At 62.3% G+C, this 17,211-nt stretch carries 14 protein-coding genes; 10 read left to right on the top strand and 4 right to left on the bottom strand.

What is annotated here, in order from left to right; all coding sequences use genetic code 11:
- Nucleotides 1-12 precede the first annotated feature (12 nt).
- A complete protein-coding gene (locus ACI2JR_RS09415; RefSeq protein WP_132728815.1) occupies nt 13-231 on the top strand; it encodes an MbtH family protein in 219 nt (72 codons plus the stop codon).
- Nucleotides 228-4,109: an enterobactin non-ribosomal peptide synthetase EntF gene (entF, locus tag ACI2JR_RS09410; protein WP_462478393.1), complete on the top strand. Its 3,882-nt coding sequence runs from the start codon at nt 228-230 to the stop codon at nt 4,107-4,109. Before ACI2JR_RS09415 ends, entF begins: the two co-directional genes overlap by 4 nt.
- A 134-nt stretch (nt 4,110-4,243) precedes the next feature.
- Here the strand turns inward: entF and fepC are convergent, their stop codons facing one another.
- From fepC to fepD, 3 genes are read right to left on the bottom strand one after another with little or no spacing between them, the layout of a single operon-like run.
- A complete protein-coding gene (fepC, locus tag ACI2JR_RS09405) occupies nt 4,244-5,038 on the bottom strand; it encodes an iron-enterobactin ABC transporter ATP-binding protein (RefSeq protein ID WP_132728819.1) in 795 nt (264 codons plus the stop codon).
- Entirely contained in the window at nt 5,035-6,027 is a 993-nt protein-coding gene (fepG, locus tag ACI2JR_RS09400) for an iron-enterobactin ABC transporter permease (RefSeq protein ID WP_165905687.1), read from the bottom strand. The genes fepC and fepG overlap by 4 nt, the downstream gene beginning before the upstream one ends.
- Nucleotides 6,024-7,031 carry a Fe(3+)-siderophore ABC transporter permease gene (fepD, locus tag ACI2JR_RS09395; protein ID WP_132728821.1) on the bottom strand — a complete coding sequence of 336 codons (1,008 nt, stop codon included), beginning with the start codon at nt 7,029-7,031 and terminating at the stop codon, nt 6,024-6,026. Before fepD ends, fepG begins: the two co-directional genes overlap by 4 nt.
- 236 nt (nt 7,032-7,267) lie before the next feature.
- Between fepD and entS the strand changes: the two genes are divergently transcribed.
- Nucleotides 7,268-8,509, top strand: a complete 1,242-nt coding sequence (entS, locus tag ACI2JR_RS09390; RefSeq protein ID WP_462478392.1) for an enterobactin transporter EntS — start codon at nt 7,268-7,270, stop codon at nt 8,507-8,509.
- A gap of 103 nt (nt 8,510-8,612) precedes the next feature.
- On the opposite strand, the gene fepB is transcribed toward entS, so the two are convergent.
- Complete coding sequence (gene fepB / locus ACI2JR_RS09385; protein WP_132728825.1) at nt 8,613-9,572, bottom strand: Fe2+-enterobactin ABC transporter substrate-binding protein; 960 nt, start codon at nt 9,570-9,572, stop codon at nt 8,613-8,615.
- Between the two features lie 189 nt (nt 9,573-9,761).
- Here fepB and entC point away from each other — a divergent pair, with 189 nt between their 5' ends.
- From entC to ACI2JR_RS09350, 7 genes are all read left to right on the top strand, one after another.
- Nucleotides 9,762-10,940, top strand: a complete 1,179-nt coding sequence (gene entC, locus ACI2JR_RS09380) for an isochorismate synthase EntC (protein WP_132728827.1) — start codon at nt 9,762-9,764, stop codon at nt 10,938-10,940.
- A gap of 9 nt (nt 10,941-10,949) precedes the next feature.
- Complete coding sequence (gene entE, locus ACI2JR_RS09375) at nt 10,950-12,557, top strand: (2,3-dihydroxybenzoyl)adenylate synthase EntE (protein ID WP_132729031.1); 1,608 nt, start codon at nt 10,950-10,952, stop codon at nt 12,555-12,557.
- Nucleotides 12,558-12,570: 13 nt separating this feature from the next.
- Nucleotides 12,571-13,422, top strand: a complete 852-nt coding sequence (gene entB, locus ACI2JR_RS09370; RefSeq protein WP_462478391.1) for an enterobactin biosynthesis bifunctional isochorismatase/aryl carrier protein EntB — start codon at nt 12,571-12,573, stop codon at nt 13,420-13,422.
- Nucleotides 13,422-14,177: a 2,3-dihydro-2,3-dihydroxybenzoate dehydrogenase EntA gene (entA, locus tag ACI2JR_RS09365; RefSeq protein ID WP_462478390.1), complete on the top strand. Its 756-nt coding sequence runs from the start codon at nt 13,422-13,424 to the stop codon at nt 14,175-14,177. Before entB ends, entA begins: the two co-directional genes overlap by 1 nt.
- Nucleotides 14,178-14,591: a proofreading thioesterase EntH gene (gene entH / locus ACI2JR_RS09360; protein WP_132728833.1), complete on the top strand. Its 414-nt coding sequence runs from the start codon at nt 14,178-14,180 to the stop codon at nt 14,589-14,591.
- Nucleotides 14,592-14,827: 236 nt separating this feature from the next.
- Nucleotides 14,828-16,933 (top strand): pyruvate/proton symporter CstA, encoded by a 2,106-nt coding sequence (gene cstA, locus ACI2JR_RS09355; protein ID WP_462478389.1) that lies wholly within the window; start codon nt 14,828-14,830, stop codon nt 16,931-16,933.
- A 49-nt stretch (nt 16,934-16,982) separates the two neighbouring features.
- Nucleotides 16,983-17,180, top strand: coding sequence for a YbdD/YjiX family protein (locus ACI2JR_RS09350; protein WP_032688939.1), 198 nt, complete (start codon nt 16,983-16,985; stop codon nt 17,178-17,180).
- Nucleotides 17,181-17,211 lie beyond the last annotated feature (31 nt).

Here is a 17,211-nt window from a genome sequence, read left to right as displayed (position 1 = left end):
CAGGAGTTTGGTATGCAATTCAGCAACCCCTTCGATAATCCGCAAGGGCAGTTTTACATTTTGCGCAATGAACAACAGCAGTACAGCCTGTGGCCGCACCACTGCGCATTGCCGCAAGGCTGGGCGGTGGAATGCCCGCCGCAGTCCTTAGAAGCGTGTAATACCTGGCTGGCGGCGAACTGGTCAACCCTCACCCCCGCGCACCATGCGACCTCAAGGAGCCGATCATGAGCACTCGTTTACCGCTGGTGGCGGCACAGGCAGGGATCTGGATGGCGGAGCGTCTCTCTACGCTGCCCGGCGCCTGGAGCGTGGCCCACTATGTTGAACTGCGCGGCAATCTGGACCCGGCGCTGCTGGGCAGAGCGATTGTCGCCGGGCTGGCGCAGGCCGACACCCTCAGCATGCGTTTTTGCGAAGATAACGGCGAAGTCTGGCAGTGGGTCGATGAGCACCGCGCCTTCGCCGAACCTGAATATGGCGATCTGCGCGAAGCGAGCGACCCGCACGGCGCCGCGCTGGCGTTAATGCAGGCCGACCTCGGCCAAAATCTGCGCGTCGATGGCGGGAATCCGCTGGTCTGTCACCAGCTGCTGCGCGTGGCCGATGACTGCTGGTACTGGTATCAGCGTTATCACCATTTACTGGTCGATGGCTTCAGTTTCCCCGCGATTACCCGCCAGATCGCCGCGATTTATCGCGCCTGGCAGCGTGGCGAAGAGACACCGCCTTCTCCCTTTACTCCCTTCGCCGAGGTGGTGGAGGAGTACCAGCACTATTACGGCAGCGATGCCTGGCAGCGCGATAAGCAGTTCTGGATGGAGCAGCGTAAAATGCTGCCGTCGCCGGCGTCGCTCTCTGCCGCGCCGCTGGCCGGGCGCGCGACCAGCACCGATATCTGGCGTCTGAAGCTGGAGCTGGATGCCGGTCTGTTCAGCCGTCTGGCCGCCGGCGCCCCGCAGTGCCAGCGTGCCGACCTGGCGCTGGCGCTCACCACGCTTTGGCTCGGGCGCTTATGCAGCCGGATGGATTACGCCGCAGGCTTTATCTTTATGCGTCGGATGGGATCGGCGGCGCTGACCGCCAGCGGACCGGTGCTTAACGTCCTGCCGCTGGCGGTGAATATTGATGCGCAAGAGACGCTGGCGGAGCTGGCGCTGCGTCTGGCCGCGCAGCTGAAAAAAATGCGCCGCCACCAGCGCTATGATGCCGAACAGATCGTCCGCGATAGCGGCAAGGCGGCCGGCGATGAGCCGCTGTTTGGCCCGGTATTAAACGTCAAAGTCTTTGATTATGTCCTCGATATCGACGGCGTGCAGGCGGTGACCCACACCCTGGCGACCGGTCCGGTGAATGACCTTGAACTGGCGCTGTTCCCGGATGAGTCCGGCGGCCTGTCGCTGGAAGTGCTGGCGAATAAAGAGCGCTATGACGAAGCGACGCTGCGAACGCACGTGGCGCGTTTATCTGCGCTGCTGGCCCAGTTTGCCGCCGACCCGGCGCTGCGCTGTGGCGAGGCCAATCTGCTGTCAGACCACGAGACGGAACGACTGGCGCAGGTCAACAATACCGGCGTCGCGCTGCCGGTGACGACGCTGAGCGCGCTGGTGGCGGAGCAGGCGGCGAAAACGCCGGATGCCCCGGCGCTGGCGGACGCGACCTGGCAGTTCAGCTACCGGGAAATGCGCCAGCAGGTTGTGGCGCTGGCCCGGCTGCTGCGCGATCGCGGCGTGAAGCCCGGCGATAGCGTGGCGGTGGCGTTGCCGCGTTCGGCGTTCCTCACCCTGGCGCTGCACGGGATCGTCGAGGCCGGCGCGGCCTGGCTGCCGCTGGATACCGGCTATCCGGACGACCGCCTGCGTATGATGCTGGAGGACGCGCGTCCTTCGCTGCTGATTACCGCGGAAGATCAGCTGGCCCGTTTTAGCGATATTCCGGGTCTTGAAACCTTGTGTTATCAGCAGCCGCTTGCGGCGGATGATGACACTCCGCTGGCGCTCTCCCGGGAGGAACACACCGCCTACATTATCTTTACCTCAGGCTCCACCGGCCGTCCGAAAGGGGTGATGGTCGGGCAAACGGCGATCGTTAACCGTCTGCTGTGGATGCAAAACCACTATCCGCTCACCGCCGAGGATGTGGTGGCGCAAAAAACGCCGTGCAGCTTTGATGTGTCGGTCTGGGAGTTCTGGTGGCCGTTCATCGCCGGCGCACGGCTGGTGATGGCCGAGCCGGAAGCGCATCGCGATCCGCTGGCGATGCAGCGATTCTTCGCCCATTACGGCGTGACCACCACCCACTTTGTCCCCTCAATGCTGGCGGCGTTTGTCGCCTCGCTGGATGCGGACAACGTGGCGAGCTGCCGGACGCTGAAACGCGTTTTCTGTAGCGGCGAAGCGTTACCCACCGGCCTGTGTCGCGAATGGGAGACCCTGACCGGCGCGCCGTTGCATAACCTCTATGGCCCGACCGAAGCGGCGGTGGACGTCAGCTGGTACCCGGCCTGTGGGGCGGATCTGGCGGCGGTCACCGGCAGCAGCGTGCCGATTGGCTGGCCGGTCTGGAATACCGGGCTGCGTATACTCGATGCCACCCTGCGTCCGGTGCCGCCGGGGGTGGCCGGGGATCTCTACCTGACCGGGATCCAGCTGGCGCAGGGCTATCTGGGACGCCCGGATTTGACCGCCTCGCGCTTCATTGCCGACCCGTATACCGCAGGCGAACGGATGTACCGTACCGGCGACGTGGCGCGCTGGCTGGATAACGGCGCGGTCGAGTATCTTGGGCGCAGCGACGATCAGCTGAAAATTCGCGGACAGCGCATTGAGCTGGGGGAAATCGATCGGGTGATGTCGGCATTACCGGACGTCGCCCAGGCGGTGACCCATGCCTGCGTCTTTAATCAGGCGGCGGCGACCGGCGGCGATGCCCGCCAGCTGGTGGGGTACCTGGTTGCAGAATCAGGGCTGCCGCTCGATACCGCGGCGCTGAAAGCGCGGCTTGCGCAACAGCTACCGCCGCATATGGTGCCGGTGGTGCTGATACAGCTGGCGGAACTGCCGCTGAGCGCCAACGGCAAACTGGATCGTAAAGCGCTACCGCTGCCGACCTTGGACAACGCGCGCGGCGGTCGTCCGCCGGAGCCGGGTATTGAAGCTACGGTCGCGCAGGCGTTCAGCCGGCTGCTGGGCTGCGAAGTGAACGACATCGAAGCCGACTTCTTCGCCCTTGGCGGTCACTCGCTGCTGGCGATGCGCCTGGCGGCGCAGCTTGGTCGCGAGCTGGATCGTCAGGTCACGCCAGGGCAGGTGATGGTGGCCTCAACGGTCGGGAAACTGAGCGCGCTGCTGGCATCCGATCTCAGCGATGAACAGGCGCAGCGCCTGGGCTTTGATGCGATTCTGCCGCTGCGTGACAGCGACGGCCCGACGCTGTTCTGTTTCCATCCGGCATCGGGTTTTGCCTGGCAGTTCAGCGTGCTGGCGCGCTACCTCAACCCGCGCTGGTCGATTACCGGCATTCAGTCGCCGCGCCCGGAAGGGCCGATGATGCGCGCCGCTAATCTCGATGAGGTGTGCGAGCAGCACCTGCAAACCTTGCTGGCCCAGCAGCCGCACGGGCCGTATTACCTCTTTGGCTATTCCCTCGGCGGGACGCTGGCGCAGGGCATTGCCGCCCGTTTACGCCAGCGCGGCGAAGAGGTGGCGTTCCTCGGGCTGCTGGATACCTGGCCGCCGGAGACGCAGAACTGGGCGGAGAAAGAGGCTAACGGTCTGGATCCGGAAGTGCTGGCGGAGATTGACCGCGAGCGCGAAGCCTTCCTCGCCGCCCAGCAGGGGCAGGCATCCGGCGAGCTGTTCAGCGTTATCGAGGGCAACTATGCCGATGCGGTGCGTCTGCTGACCACCGCCCACAGCGCGAAGTTTGATGGTAAAGCGACGCTGTTTGTGGCGGAAAAAACGCGCCAGCCGGGGATGGATCCGCACGTGGCGTGGGGACCCTGGGTCGGTGAACTGGAGGTCTTTAGCCAGGACTGCGCTCACGTGGAGATCATCTCGCCGCAGGCCTTTGCAGCGATTGGCCCGGTCATGCGGGACATTCTGGGTTAGTTCATCTTGCTCCCGGATAGCGGCGCAGGCGCCTTATCCGGGCTATCCGACCCGACCGCACCATCCCGTAGCCCCGGTAAGCGCAGCGCGACCGGGGTTTTTTCATGCTTAAGATCCGGTGGGAAAAGAGGCGCTTAACGACGCCCCAGCGGCACGACCAGCGGCGTATGCGCCACCGGATCGTCAATGATCGTACAGCGCAGGCCGTAAATCTGCTCGATCAGCTCCGCGGTCACAATCTCTTTCGGCGCCCCCTCGGCGACAATTTTGCCGTCGCGCAGGGCAATCAAATGCGTCGCGTAGCGGCAGGCCTGGTTGAGGTCGTGCAGCACCGCCGCCAGCGTGTAGCCCTTCTCGCGATTCAGTTCGCTCAGCAGCTCCAGCAGATCGATTTGATGGCTGATATCCAGCCAGGTGGTGGGCTCGTCCAGCAGCATGATGGCGGTTTCCTGGGCCAGCACCATCGCAATCCATGCCCGCTGCCGCTGGCCGCCGGAAAGGGTATCCACGCTTTGCTGCGCCAGGTCGCGAATACCGGTGGCTTTCATCGCTTTGTTCACCGCCTCGTCGTCCTCTTTACGCCAGCGGGTAAACAGCGGCTGGTGCGGGTAACGACCGCGCGCGACCAGCTCCTGAACGGTGATGTCGCCCGGCGTGGTGGCGTTTTGCGCCAGCAGGCCGATGCGTTTTGCCACCTCTTTACTGGCATAGCGCTGGATCTGTTCGCCATCGAGGTAAACGTGACCGCTGGTCGGAGTCATCAGGCGGCTCAGGGTTCGCAGCAGGGTTGATTTCCCACAGCCGTTGGGGCCGATAATCGCGGTGAAATGGCCGTCCGGGATGGTTACATTCAGCGATTCGGCGATGATCTTTTTGCCGTACGCCAGGGTCAACTGGTCGCCGCGCAAACGGGGAGAGACTGCGGTCATTTTTTGCGGGACTCCTGAATTAACAACGCGATGAGATAAATACCGCCGATGCTGACGGTGACCACACCCACCGGAAGCTGATAGGGCATAAACAGACGCTGGGCGCTGTAGTCAGCCAGCGCCAGCAGCAGCGCGCCGCACAGCGCCGATTGGGTCAGCCCCCAACGCGCGGTGCCGCTCAGACGACGGGCAATATGCGGCGCCACCAGGGCAATAAACGAAATCGGCCCGGCCAGCGCGGTGGCGGCGGCGGTCAGCACCACGCCCACCAGCATCAGCAGCAGGCGGGAGCGCTCAACCCTTACGCCGAGCGCGCAGGCGGTATCATCGCCCATTTCCAGCAGCCGCATGCGCCGCGCCAGCAGCGCCGCGCAGACCAGCATCAGCAGAATCAGCGGCGCGGAGGGCCAGGTTTTACCCCACGTCAGGCCGTTGAGCGACCCGGCATTCCACAGCCCGGCGGAGAGGGCGGTTTCCAGCGAGGCGCGCAGCAGCAGCCAGGTATTGAAGGCCACCAGCATGGCGCGAACGCCGATCCCGATGATAATCAGGCGAAAGGTCTCGATGCCGTTACGCCAGGCCAGCAGCCAGACCACCAGCGCGGTCAGCACGCCGCCGGCCATGGCCGCGAGGGCGATCGCCGTCAGGTTGTGGCCGAAGATCACCATCGCCACCAGCACGCCGCTCCAGGCGCCGGTGTTGAACCCCATGACATCCGGGCTGCCCAGCGGGTTGCGCATCAGCGACTGAAAAATGGCTCCGCTAACGCCAAGCCCCGCGCCGATCAGCAGGGCCATCAGCACCCGCGGTAGCCGCCATTCGGTGACCACCATGGTGATGTTACGCGGCGCATCGCCCAGCAGGGCGGAAATGACCCGATCGACGCTTAGCGGGACCAGACCGCTGCCGAGGCCGCAAAGGGAGACCAGCAGGCTGGCGGCCAGCAGAATCAGGCAACTGAGCAGCAGACGGCGGGAAGGGGCGATCACATTGCACCTCCACGCGGCTGGCGACGGACCAGCCAAATCAACACCGGCGCGCCGATAAAGGCGCTGACCACCGAGACCCGCAGCTCGCCGGGAACCAGCAGACGGCCCAGCACATCGGCAAACAGCAGCAGGGCAGGGGTAGCCAACAGGGTGACCGGCAGCGACCAGCGATGGTCGGCGCCCACCAGCCAGCGCGCCATATGCGGCATCATCAGGCCGATAAAGGCGATCGGGCCGACGACCGCCGTGGCGCTGCCGCAAAGAACGGTAATCGCCAGCAGGCCGATAAACTGCGTGCGCGCAACCCGGCTGCCGAGCGCGGTGGCGGTGTCGTTGCCGAGGCTCAGGCTGTTCAGCGCCCGGCTTAACAGCAGCGTCACCGCGGACGCGATCAGCACCGGCAGCAGGACGATTTTCAGCGTTTGCAGCGTGCGCACATCCAGAGAGCCGGCCTGCCAGAAGCGGAGCTGGTCGTAAACATCGGGGTTGAGTAGCGCAATACCGTTAGAGAGCCCTTCGAGCACCGCCGCCAGCGCCACCCCCGCCAGCGTCAGACGCACCGGGCTGAGCTGGCCGCCGCCCTGGCTGCCGGTAAAGGCCACCAGCAGCGAGGCGGCAAAGGCGCCGCAGAAGGCCATCAGCAGCTGCTCCTGCGGCGAATGGATGCCAAACAGCGCCGCGCCGAGCACGATGGCGAAACTGGCGCCGGAGTTGACGCCGAGAATACCCGGGTCGGCTAGCGGGTTGCGGGTCAGGGTCTGCATCAGCGAGCCTGCCAGACCCAGCGCCGCGCCGGCCAGCAGCCCCGCGAGGGTTCGCGGTAGTCGGGCATCAAGTATGATGGTGCAATCGGCGCTCTGACAGGTGCCGGAAAAGGCATCCACGACGACGCTCAGTGGAAGAGGTTTGGCGCCGACGAGCAGGCTGAGCGCAATCGCAACGGCTAAGACGAGCAACAGACCAGGTACGGCAACGGCGCGCACCGTGGTCGTAGAAAACGACATAATTCACATCCCTGGCTTGATAATGATAGTAATTATCGTTATCGATTCTATGCAGTTATGTTAGCATGGCCGCCCACCAGAATGGTATACGCAAGATCATTCAGAATGCATCGCGGCGGCAAACGCCCCTCTGCCTGGAAGTACAGCTAACCGTATGAGCGGGCTATGGAATTGCCGCCGACAGCGACGCAGCCTGAAGGATAACGCGGAGATGGAAATAATCACAAGGCGCTGTCATGAACCGACAATCCCGGCTGCTGAACCTCAGCCTGCTGAAAACTCACCCGGCGTTTCGCGCCGTGTTTATTGCTCGTTTTATCTCAATCCTGTCGCTTGGCCTGCTGGGCGTGGCGATCCCGGTGCAGATCCAGATGATGACCCACTCCACCTGGCAGGTAGGGCTATCGGTAACCTTGACCGGCTGCTCAATGTTTATCGGGCTGATGGTCGGCGGAGTGCTGGCAGACCGCTATGAGCGTAAACGCCTGATTCTGCTGGCACGGGGAACCTGCGGCGTCGGGTTTATCGGCCTGTGTCTCAATGCGCTGTTGCCCGAACCGTCGTTAATCGCCATCTATCTGCTGGGTATCTGGGACGGTTTCTTTGCCTCGCTTGGCGTGACGGCGCTGCTGGCGGCGACGCCGGCGCTGGTCGGGCGCGAGAATCTGATGCAGGCTGGCGCCATCACCATGTTGACGGTGCGTCTGGGGTCGGTGATTTCGCCGATGATTGGCGGCCTGTTGCTGGCGACCGGCGGCGTCGCCTGGAACTATGGCCTGGCGGCGACCGGAACGTTTATCACCACCTTGACCCTGCTGCGTCTGCCGCTGCTGCCACCGCCGCCGCAGCAGCGTGAACATCCGCTGAAGTCGCTGCTGGCGGGGTTGAAATTCCTCTTCAATAGTCCGCTGATTGGCGGTATTGCGCTGTTGGGCGGTCTGTTAACCATGGCCAGCGCGGTGCGAGTTCTTTATCCGGCGCTGGCCGACGGCTGGCAGATGTCGGCCTCGCAGATTGGTTTGCTATATGCCGCGATTCCGCTGGGGGCGGCGCTGGGGGCGTTGACCAGCGGTCAGCTGGCGCAAACCGCTAAACCGGGGGCCCTGATGCTGATGACCACGGTCGGGTCGTTTTTTGCCATCGCGCTGTTCAGCCTGATGCCGTTCTGGGAGCTGGGGGCGTTGTGCCTGGCGCTGTTTGGCTGGCTGAGCGCGATCAGTTCGCTGCTGCAGTACACTCTGATTCAGACCCAAACCCCGGAAGCGATGCTCGGGCGGATCAACGGCCTGTGGACCGCGCAGAACGTCACCGGCGATGCCATCGGCGCGGCGCTGCTGGGTGGGCTGGGGGCGATGATGACGCCGGTCGCCTCGGCGAGCGCCAGCGGTTGGGCGCTGGTTATTGTCGGCGTGATGCTGATCGGGCTGCTGGGGGAGCTGCGCCGCTTCAGGCGTCCTGAAACGGTCGCCGAGGTCTGAAACCGATAGCCCGGATAGCGGGGTCAACGCCTGATCCGGGTCACAGAGAGATGATTGGCGGGTGAGTCGCCCGGCAAAGCGCGGCGCCCGCCGGGAACAGGCATCAGCCGAAGAGGGTGGCGAGACGCTGCAGCACCAGCATGGCGCTGTAGTAGTCGAGGCGGAAGGTTTCCGTGCCCAGTGGATAAACGCGTTTGTTCTCGACCGCCGGAAGATGGGCCAGCAGCGGGTTGGCGTAAATTGCCGCCGCGTCTTTGCTATCGCCGGCGAACAGGAACAGGCTTTGCCCGTTGAGGCCGGTGGCTAAATTCTCTCCGCCCAGTTGGACGATATCGTGGCGTTTCCCCTGGCTCTGGCTGGCATGCAGCCCGGCGGGTAAGGTCGCCAGCGTAAAGCCCAGCTGTTCAAGCATCTGACCCTGCGCCGACGCCGGCGTCCACAGGTTGGCGCTATGGGCGGCGGCAGTATAAACCAGCGCGCTAACCGGCTGCGGCGGCAGTTTCATCTGTTGCTTCAGCGCGGCGAGCTGTTTGTCGAATTCAGCAATGCGCGCCGAGGCCTGTTTTTCCTGACCGGTGATTTGCCCCAGTTGGCTCAGCAGCCCCTGCCAGCTTTTATCGTCGTAATTAATGATAAGCGTTGGGGCAATGGTAGAGAGCTGGTCGTACAGCGGCAGCGCGGAATCTCCGCCGGTGGCGCTAATCAGGATCAGGTCCGGCATCTGTGCGGCGACGGCTTCCGCGCTGGGTTCGCCGATATACAGACGCGCCAGCTTACGTTCCTTCGCGACGGCGCCCCACTGACGCAGGAACCCCTGGTCGTCCGCCACGCGGTTGTTCGGCGTGGTTGCTCCGCTGGCAACCACCGGCGCGTCAATCGCCAGCAGTGAGCCGGTGAGGGTCACGCTGGTGGAGACGATACGCAGGGGTTTGCTTTCCAGCGTGTGCGTGCCGCGGCTATCGGTCACCTGGCGCGGCCAGTCGGCCGCCAGGGCTGAGGTAATTCCTAAAAGCGCCAGCCCGCAGGCCAGGAAGGTACGGCGACACAAAGTGGACAAATTCACGAATTCGCATCCTGATTAAGTTGAGATAAATGCGTCTCATTTTCAACTTTGTATCGCGCGGATGCAAGCCTAAGTAGCACAACATGTCGTTTGTACGGTTGACATGGCAGGCAATACCTTTTAGGTTAGCCAACCAAAATATAAATGATAATTATTCGTAATATCTTTATCGTTTTTTTGGAGGATGATATGGAAACGTCACTGGCCGAGGATATACAGGAAAAGAATATGACCCTGGCAGCGGAAAGCTTCTTCTTTATGTCGCCGTACCGCAGTTTCAGTACTTCAGGCTGCTTTCGCCGTTTTTCCCATCCGGCCGCCGACGGCGCGCTGTTGAGCGGGGAATTCCAGCAGCAAATGGCGGCCGCGTTTACGCAAGCGAAGGCTGCCGGGATCCGCAAACCGGTGATGGTCGGGGCGATTCCGTTTGATACCAACCAGCCGTCTGAACTGTTTATCCCCGAGAGCTGGCAAAATTTCTCCCGCACCGGGAAACAGCAGTCGGCACGCTATGCTTCCTCCCGGACGCCGCCAATGGATATCGTTCAGCGCCAGGAAATTCCTGAGCAGAATGCATTTATGGCGATGGTTGAACGCGCCGCTGAACTGACCGCCACACCGGAAGTGGACAAGGTCGTGCTGTCGCGTTTAATCGATATCACCACCCGCGATCGCGTGGACAGCGGCGCGCTGCTTGAACGTCTGATCGCGCAAAACCCGGCCAGCTTTAACTTCCATGTGCCGCTCTCGGACGGCGGCGTGCTGCTGGGCGCCAGCCCGGAACTGCTGCTGCGTAAAGAGGGCGAGCGTTTCAGTTCTCTGCCGCTGGCCGGTTCCGCCCGCCGTCAGCCGGATGACGTGCTGGATCGCGAAGCGGGCAACAAACTGCTGGCTTCAGGTAAAGATCGCCATGAGCACGAACTGGTGACGCAGGCGATGAAAACGGTGCTGACTCCGCGCTGCCGTCAGCTGTCGCTGCCGGACTCCCCGCAGCTGGTCACCACCCCGACGCTATGGCATCTGGCGACGCCGATTGAAGGCACCGCGCTGGCGCCGGAGAACGCCATGTCGCTGGCCTGCCTGCTCCACCCGACGCCGGCTCTGAGCGGCTTCCCGCATCAGGTGGCGAAACGTCTGATTGCCGAGCTGGAGCCGTTCGATCGCCAGCTGTTCGGCGGCATTGTCGGCTGGTGCGATGACGAAGGCAACGGCGAATGGGTGGTGACGATTCGCTGCGCCCGCCTGCACGAGCGTACGCTGCGTCTGTTTGCCGGCGCCGGCATTGTCCCGGCCTCCTCTCCGCTGGGAGAGTGGCGCGAAACTGGCGTCAAACTGACTACCATGCTGAACGTATTCGGCTTGAATTAAGAGGCGATGATGATTGAATTTAACCGCTGGCCGGAAAGTTTTGCCGCCCGCTACCGTGAGAAAGGTTACTGGCAGGATCTGCCGTTAACCAATCTGATTACCCGTCACGCCGACAGCGATGCCGTCGCCATTATCGACGGGGACAGGCACTACAGCTATCGTCAGTTCAACCAGCTCGTGGATAATCTGGCCTCCTCGCTGCAGCGTATGGGGCTGAAACGCGGTGAAACCGCGCTGGTGCAGCTGGGTAACGTCGCCGAATTTTACGTGACCTTCTTCGCGCTGTTGCGGATTGGGGTGGCGCCGGTCAATGCCTTGTTCAGCCATCAACGTAGCGAACTGAACGCCTACGCGACGCAAATTGAACCCGCGCTGCTGATTGCCGATCGCGATCATGGGCTGTTTGCCGACGACAGTTTCCTTAATGCCTTTGTCGAACAGCATGGCTCGGTGCGGGTGGTGCTGCTGCGTAACGATCGCGGAGAATATGACCTGGCGGCAGCCATCGAGCAGCAGGCGGATAACTTTATCGCCAATCCGACCCCTGCCGATGAAGTGGCCTTTTTCCAGCTCTCCGGCGGCAGTACCGGGACGCCAAAGCTGATCCCTCGCACCCATAACGACTACGACTACAGTATCCGTCGCAGTAACGAAATTTGCGCTATCAGCGCCGACACGCGCTACCTCAACGCGCTGCCCGCCGCCCACAACTATGCCATGAGCTCACCGGGTTCGCTCGGCGTCTTCCTCGCCGGAGGCCGGGTGATCCTGGCCGCCGATCCGAGCGCGACGCTGTGTTTCCCGTTGATTGAACAACATCAGATCAACGTGGCTTCGCTGGTGCCGCCTGCGGTCAGCCTGTGGTTACAGGCGATCCGCGAGGGCGCCGGGAACGGCCAGCTGCGTTCGCTGACGCTGCTGCAGGTTGGCGGCGCGCGCCTGTCAGCGACGCTGGCGGCACGCATTCCGGCGGAGATTGGCTGCCAGCTCCAGCAGGTCTTTGGCATGGCGGAAGGGCTGGTGAACTACACCCGCCTCAACGATAGCCCGGAACGCATCATCAATACCCAGGGCTGTCCGATGTGCCCGGATGATGAAGTGTGGGTTGCGGATGCCGATGGTAATCCGCTGCCGCGTGGAGAAGTCGGGCGCCTGATGACCCGCGGGCCGTACACCTTCCGCGGCTACTACAAAAGCCCGCAGCACAATGCAGAAGCGTTTGATGCCGACGGTTTTTACTGTTCCGGCGATCTGATCTCGATCGACGAGGACGGCTATATCACCGTGCAGGGGCGTGAAAAAGATCAGATCAACCGCGGCGGCGAAAAGATCGCGGCGGAAGAGGTGGAAAACCTGCTGCTGCGTCACCCGGCGGTGATCCATGCCGCGCTGGTCAGCATGGAGGACAGCCTGCTGGGCGAGAAGAGCTGCGCTTATCTGGTGGTGAAAGAGCCGCTGCGTGCGGTCGCGGTCCGCCGCTTCCTGCGCGAACAGGGCGTGGCAGAATTTAAACTGCCGGATCGCGTGGAGTGCGTTGATGCACTGCCGCTGACGCCGGTAGGTAAAGTGGATAAAAAACAATTACGTCAGTGGCTGGCCGCACGCGAGCCGGGCTGAAGGAGAAGACAGAATGGCCATCCCTAAATTACAGGCTTACGCGCTGCCGGAAGCCAGCGATATCCCGGCGAACAAAGTCAACTGGGCTTTTGAGCCGTCCCGCGCCGCGCTGTTGATCCACGATATGCAGGAATATTTCCTCAACTTCTGGGGGGAAGACAGCGCCATGATGGCGAAAGTGGTGGCGAACATTGCCGCGCTGCGCGATTTCTGCAAACAGAATAACATTCCGGTGTTTTACACCGCGCAGCCGAAAGAGCAAAGCGATGAAGACCGCGCCCTGCTCAATGATATGTGGGGACCGGGTCTGACCCGTTCACCGGAGCAGCAGCAGGTGATTGCCGCCCTGGCGCCGGATGAACACGACACCGTGCTGGTGAAGTGGCGCTACAGCGCGTTCCACCGTTCGCCGCTGGAAGAGATGTTGAAAGAGACCGGCCGCGACCAGCTGATCATCACCGGCGTCTATGCCCATATCGGCTGCATGACCACCGCCACCGACGCCTTTATGCGCGATATTAAGCCGTTCTTCGTTGCCGACGCGCTGGCGGATTTTAGCCGTGAGGAGCACCTGATGGCGCTGAAATATGTCGCCGGGCGTTCCGGCCGGGTGGTGATGACCGAAGAGCTGCTGCCGCTTCCGGCATCCAAAGCGGCGCTGCGGGCGCTGATTCTACCGCTGCTGGATGAGTCCGACGAGCCGCTGGATGATGAAAATCTGATCGACTACGGGCTGGACTCGGTGCGCATGATGGCGCTGGCCGCGCGCTGGCGTAAAGTGCACGGCGATATCGACTTCGTGGCGCTGGCGAAAAAACCGACGATCGATGCCTGGTGGGCGCTGCTGTCCCGTGAGGTGAAATAATGGCCGGGCTGGATTTTCAGGGGCAAACCGTATGGGTCACCGGCGCCGGTAAAGGCATTGGTTACGCGACGGCGCTGGCGTTCGTTGAGGCCGGCGCGAAGGTGACCGGTTTCGATCTCGCCTTTGACGGGGAGACCTACCCGTTCGCCACGGAAACGCTGGATATTGCCAACCCGGAACGGGTGGCTGAGGTGTGCGGGCGGCTGCTGAACGGCATGGCGCGTCTCGACGTGCTGGTTAACGCGGCGGGCATTCTGCGCATGGGCGCGACCGATGAGCTGAGTCTGCAGGACTGGCAGCAGACCTTTGCCGTCAACGTAGGCGGCGCGTTTAACCTGTTTCAGCAGACGATGGCTCAGTTCCGTCGCCAGCAGGGCGGGGCGATTGTCACCGTGGCCTCTGACGCGGCCCATACGCCACGCATCGGGATGAGCGCCTATGGCGCATCGAAAGCGGCGTTGAAAAGCCTGACGCTGACCGTTGGCCTGGAGCTGGCGGGAAGCGGAGTGCGCTGTAATCTGGTTTCACCGGGTTCCACCGATACCGATATGCAGCGCACGCTGTGGGTTAGCGATGATGCCGAGCAGCGGCGTATCCGTGGTTTCGGCGAGCAGTTTAAACTCGGTATTCCGCTGGGGAAAATCGCCCGTCCGCAGGAGATCGCCAGCACGATTCTGTTCCTCGCCTCCCGTCACGCCAGCCATATTACGCTGCAGGATATCGTGGTCGACGGCGGCTCGACGTTGGGGGCATAAATGGTCTGGAAACGTCAGCTGACGCTGGATGCGCTTAACGCCACCAGCGAGAATACGATGGTGGCCCACCTGGGCATTATCTACACCCGGCTGGAAGAGGGGCTGCTGGAGGCGGAAATGCCGGTTGATGCCCGTACCCACCAGCCGTTTGGCCTGCTGCACGGCGGCGCGTCCGCGGCGCTGGCGGAGACGCTTGGGTCGATGGCCGGCTGGCTGATGACCGAAGAGGGTCAGTGCGTGGTGGGCACCGAACTGAATGCCACCCACCATCGGGCGGTCTCCAGCGGTCGCGTACGCGGCGAGTGCCGCCCGCTGCATCTGGGGCGCCAGGGCCAGAGCTGGGAAATTGCGGTGTTCGACGAGCGGGGCCGTCGCTGCTGCACCTGCCGCCTGGGCACCGCGGTGCTCGGCTAAATAATCTGCTCGCCCCCCCTACGCCGCGATCCGGAGGGGGGGACTGACGATGTATCATGTAGCGCTTTCTTGCGGGCGATACATTCCATTTTCCCCTCAGAAGTGATCTCGCTAGCAATGTGAGATAAATCCCTGCCTTTGCACGACATCTGTACGGTTTCAATGTTGTTAAACCCGGCGTTGTGTTCTAGAAACAAAATGTAACATCCTGATTACCCTACCTGTGGAACACAACGATGAATCATTCAGGGAAATACCTCATCTGGACATTGCTCTCCGTTGTCGGAGCCTTTGCCCTCGGCTACATCGCCTTAAACCGGGGTGAGCAGATTAATGCGCTATGGATTGTCGTGGCGGCAGTCTGTATTTATCTGATCGCCTATCGTTTCTATGGACTCTACATCGCCAACAATGTACTGGCGGTTGACCCGACGCGGATGACGCCCGCCGTGCGGCATAACGACGGGCTCGATTATGTCCCGACGGATAAGAAAGTGCTGTTCGGTCACCATTTTGCGGCCATTGCCGGCGCGGGGCCGCTGGTGGGGCCGGTGCTGGCGGCGCAGATGGGCTACCTGCCGGGAATGATCTGGATCCTCGCCGGGGTGGTGCTGGCGGGGGCCGTGCAGGACTTTATGGTACTGTTTGTCTCCACCCGCCGCGACGGGCGCTCGCTTGGCGAGCTGGTGAAAGAGGAGATGGGGCCGACCGCCGGCGTGCTGGCGCTGGTCGCCTGTTTTATGATCATGGTGATTATCCTCGCGGTACTGGCGATGATCGTGGTGAAAGCCCTGACCCACAGCCCGTGGGGGACCTATACCGTCGCCTTCACCATTCCGCTGGCCATTTTTATGGGGATCTACATTCGCTACCTGCGCCCGGGGCGCATTGGCGAAGTGTCGGTGATCGGTCTGGTGATGCTGGTGTTCGCCATTGTGTCCGGCGGATGGGTGGCGGAAAGCCCAACGTGGGCGCCGTGGTTTGATTACACCGGCGTACAGCTGACCTGGATTCTGGTGGGCTATGGCTTCATCGCTGCCGTTCTTCCGGTATGGCTGCTGCTGGCGCCGCGTGATTACCTGTCGACCTTCCTGAAAATCGGCACCATCGTCGGCCTGGCGATCGGCATCCTGATTATGCGCCCGACGTTGACCATGCCGGCATTGACGAAATTTATTGATGGCAGCGGCCCGGTATGGTCCGGCAGCCTGTTCCCGTTCCTGTTTATTACCATCGCCTGTGGCGCGGTCTCCGGTTTCCATGCGCTGATCGCCTCCGGCACCACGCCGAAGATGCTGGCGAACGAAGGCCAGGCCTGCTTTATCGGCTATGGCGGTATGCTGATGGAATCTTTCGTCGCCATTATGGCGCTGGTGGCGGCCTGCGTTATCGACCCGGGCGTTTACTTTGCCATGAACAGCCCGATGGCGGTCCTCGCGCCGGCGGGCGCCACCGATGTCGTCGCTTCCGCCGCGCAGGTGGTGAGCAGCTGGGGCTTTAGCATCACCCCGGAAACGCTGCGCCAGATAGCCAGAGAAGTGGGCGAGCAGTCGATTATCTCCCGGGCGGGCGGGGCGCCAACGCTGGCGGTCGGGATGGCCTATATCCTGCACGGTTCGCTGGGGGGGCTGATGGATGTCGCCTTCTGGTATCACTTCGCCATTCTGTTTGAAGCGCTGTTTATTCTGACGGCGGTGGATGCGGGCACCCGTGCGGCGCGCTTTATGCTGCAGGATCTGCTGGGGGTGGTGAGTCCGGGACTGAAGCGAACCAACTCGCTGCCGGCGAACCTGCTGGCCACCGCGCTGTGCGTACTGGCCTGGGGGTACTTCCTGCATCAAGGGGTGGTCGATCCGCTCGGCGGGATTAACACGCTGTGGCCGCTGTTTGGTATCGCCAACCAGATGCTGGCCGGTATGGCATTGATGCTCTGCGCGGTGGTACTGTTTAAAATGAAACGCGAGCGCTATGCGTGGGTCGCCCTGTTGCCGACGGCCTGGCTGCTGATTTGTACCCTGACCGCCGGGTGGCAGAAGTCGTTCAGCCCGGATACGAAGGTGGGTTTCCTGGCGATTGCCAATCAGTTCCAGGCGATGATCGATAGCGGCAATATTCCTGGCCAGTACACCGAATCACAGCTGGCGCAGCTGGTCTTTAACAACCGGCTGGATGCGGGATTAACCATCTTCTTTATGGTGGTGGTGGTGGTACTGGCGCTGTTCTCAATCAAAACCGCGCTGGCGGCGTTGAAAGAGGAGCAACCTACGTCAAAAGAGACGCCGTACGAGCCGCTTCCTGCCAATGCTGAGCAGCTGGTGACCCAGGTGAAGCGCGCACATTAACACTTAGCCCCTTTCCGCCTGCGGAAAGGGGCTGTTCTGAGAGGCCAACATGTTTGATACCCTTTCCAAAGCCGGGAAGTATCTGGGCCAGGCGGCAAAAATGATGATTGGCGTGCCCGATTACGATAACTACGTCGAGCATATTCGCCAGACGCATCCCGAGCAGACGCCGATGACCTATGAAGAATTTTTCCGCGAGCGTCAGGACGCGCGCTATGGCGGTAAAGGCGGCGCAAAGTGCTGTTAAACCGTTCCCTCAGTCCTTCACTCCCCCGTCC

Origin of the sequence: Klebsiella sp. NPDC088457, assembly GCF_044900465.1 — a bacterium.
In the GTDB taxonomy this organism is placed as follows: Bacteria; Pseudomonadota; Gammaproteobacteria; order Enterobacterales; family Enterobacteriaceae; genus Klebsiella.
The sequence above is the reverse complement of the archived record's forward strand: the minus strand, read 5'-3'. Positions and strand labels throughout refer to the sequence as shown.

What these genes read in the sequence shown, in the direction of transcription:
- entH (WP_132728833.1), top strand. Translation starts at nt 14,178, where the DNA reads ATGGTCTGGAAACGTCAGCTGACGCTGGATGCGCTTAACGCCACCAGC.
- fepD (WP_132728821.1), bottom strand. Translation starts at nt 7,031, where the DNA reads ATGTCGTTTTCTACGACCACGGTGCGCGCCGTTGCCGTACCTGGTCTG.
- ACI2JR_RS09415 (WP_132728815.1), top strand. Translation starts at nt 13, where the DNA reads ATGCAATTCAGCAACCCCTTCGATAATCCGCAAGGGCAGTTTTACATT.
- entS (WP_462478392.1), top strand. Translation starts at nt 7,268, where the DNA reads ATGAACCGACAATCCCGGCTGCTGAACCTCAGCCTGCTGAAAACTCAC.
- fepC (WP_132728819.1), bottom strand. Translation starts at nt 5,038, where the DNA reads ATGACCGCAGTCTCTCCCCGTTTGCGCGGCGACCAGTTGACCCTGGCG.
- cstA (WP_462478389.1), top strand. Translation starts at nt 14,828, where the DNA reads ATGAATCATTCAGGGAAATACCTCATCTGGACATTGCTCTCCGTTGTC.
- entB (WP_462478391.1), top strand. Translation starts at nt 12,571, where the DNA reads ATGGCCATCCCTAAATTACAGGCTTACGCGCTGCCGGAAGCCAGCGAT.
- entC (WP_132728827.1), top strand. Translation starts at nt 9,762, where the DNA reads ATGGAAACGTCACTGGCCGAGGATATACAGGAAAAGAATATGACCCTG.
- entA (WP_462478390.1), top strand. Translation starts at nt 13,422, where the DNA reads ATGGCCGGGCTGGATTTTCAGGGGCAAACCGTATGGGTCACCGGCGCC.
- ACI2JR_RS09350 (WP_032688939.1), top strand. Translation starts at nt 16,983, where the DNA reads ATGTTTGATACCCTTTCCAAAGCCGGGAAGTATCTGGGCCAGGCGGCA.
- entF (WP_462478393.1), top strand. Translation starts at nt 228, where the DNA reads ATGAGCACTCGTTTACCGCTGGTGGCGGCACAGGCAGGGATCTGGATG.
- entE (WP_132729031.1), top strand. Translation starts at nt 10,950, where the DNA reads ATGATTGAATTTAACCGCTGGCCGGAAAGTTTTGCCGCCCGCTACCGT.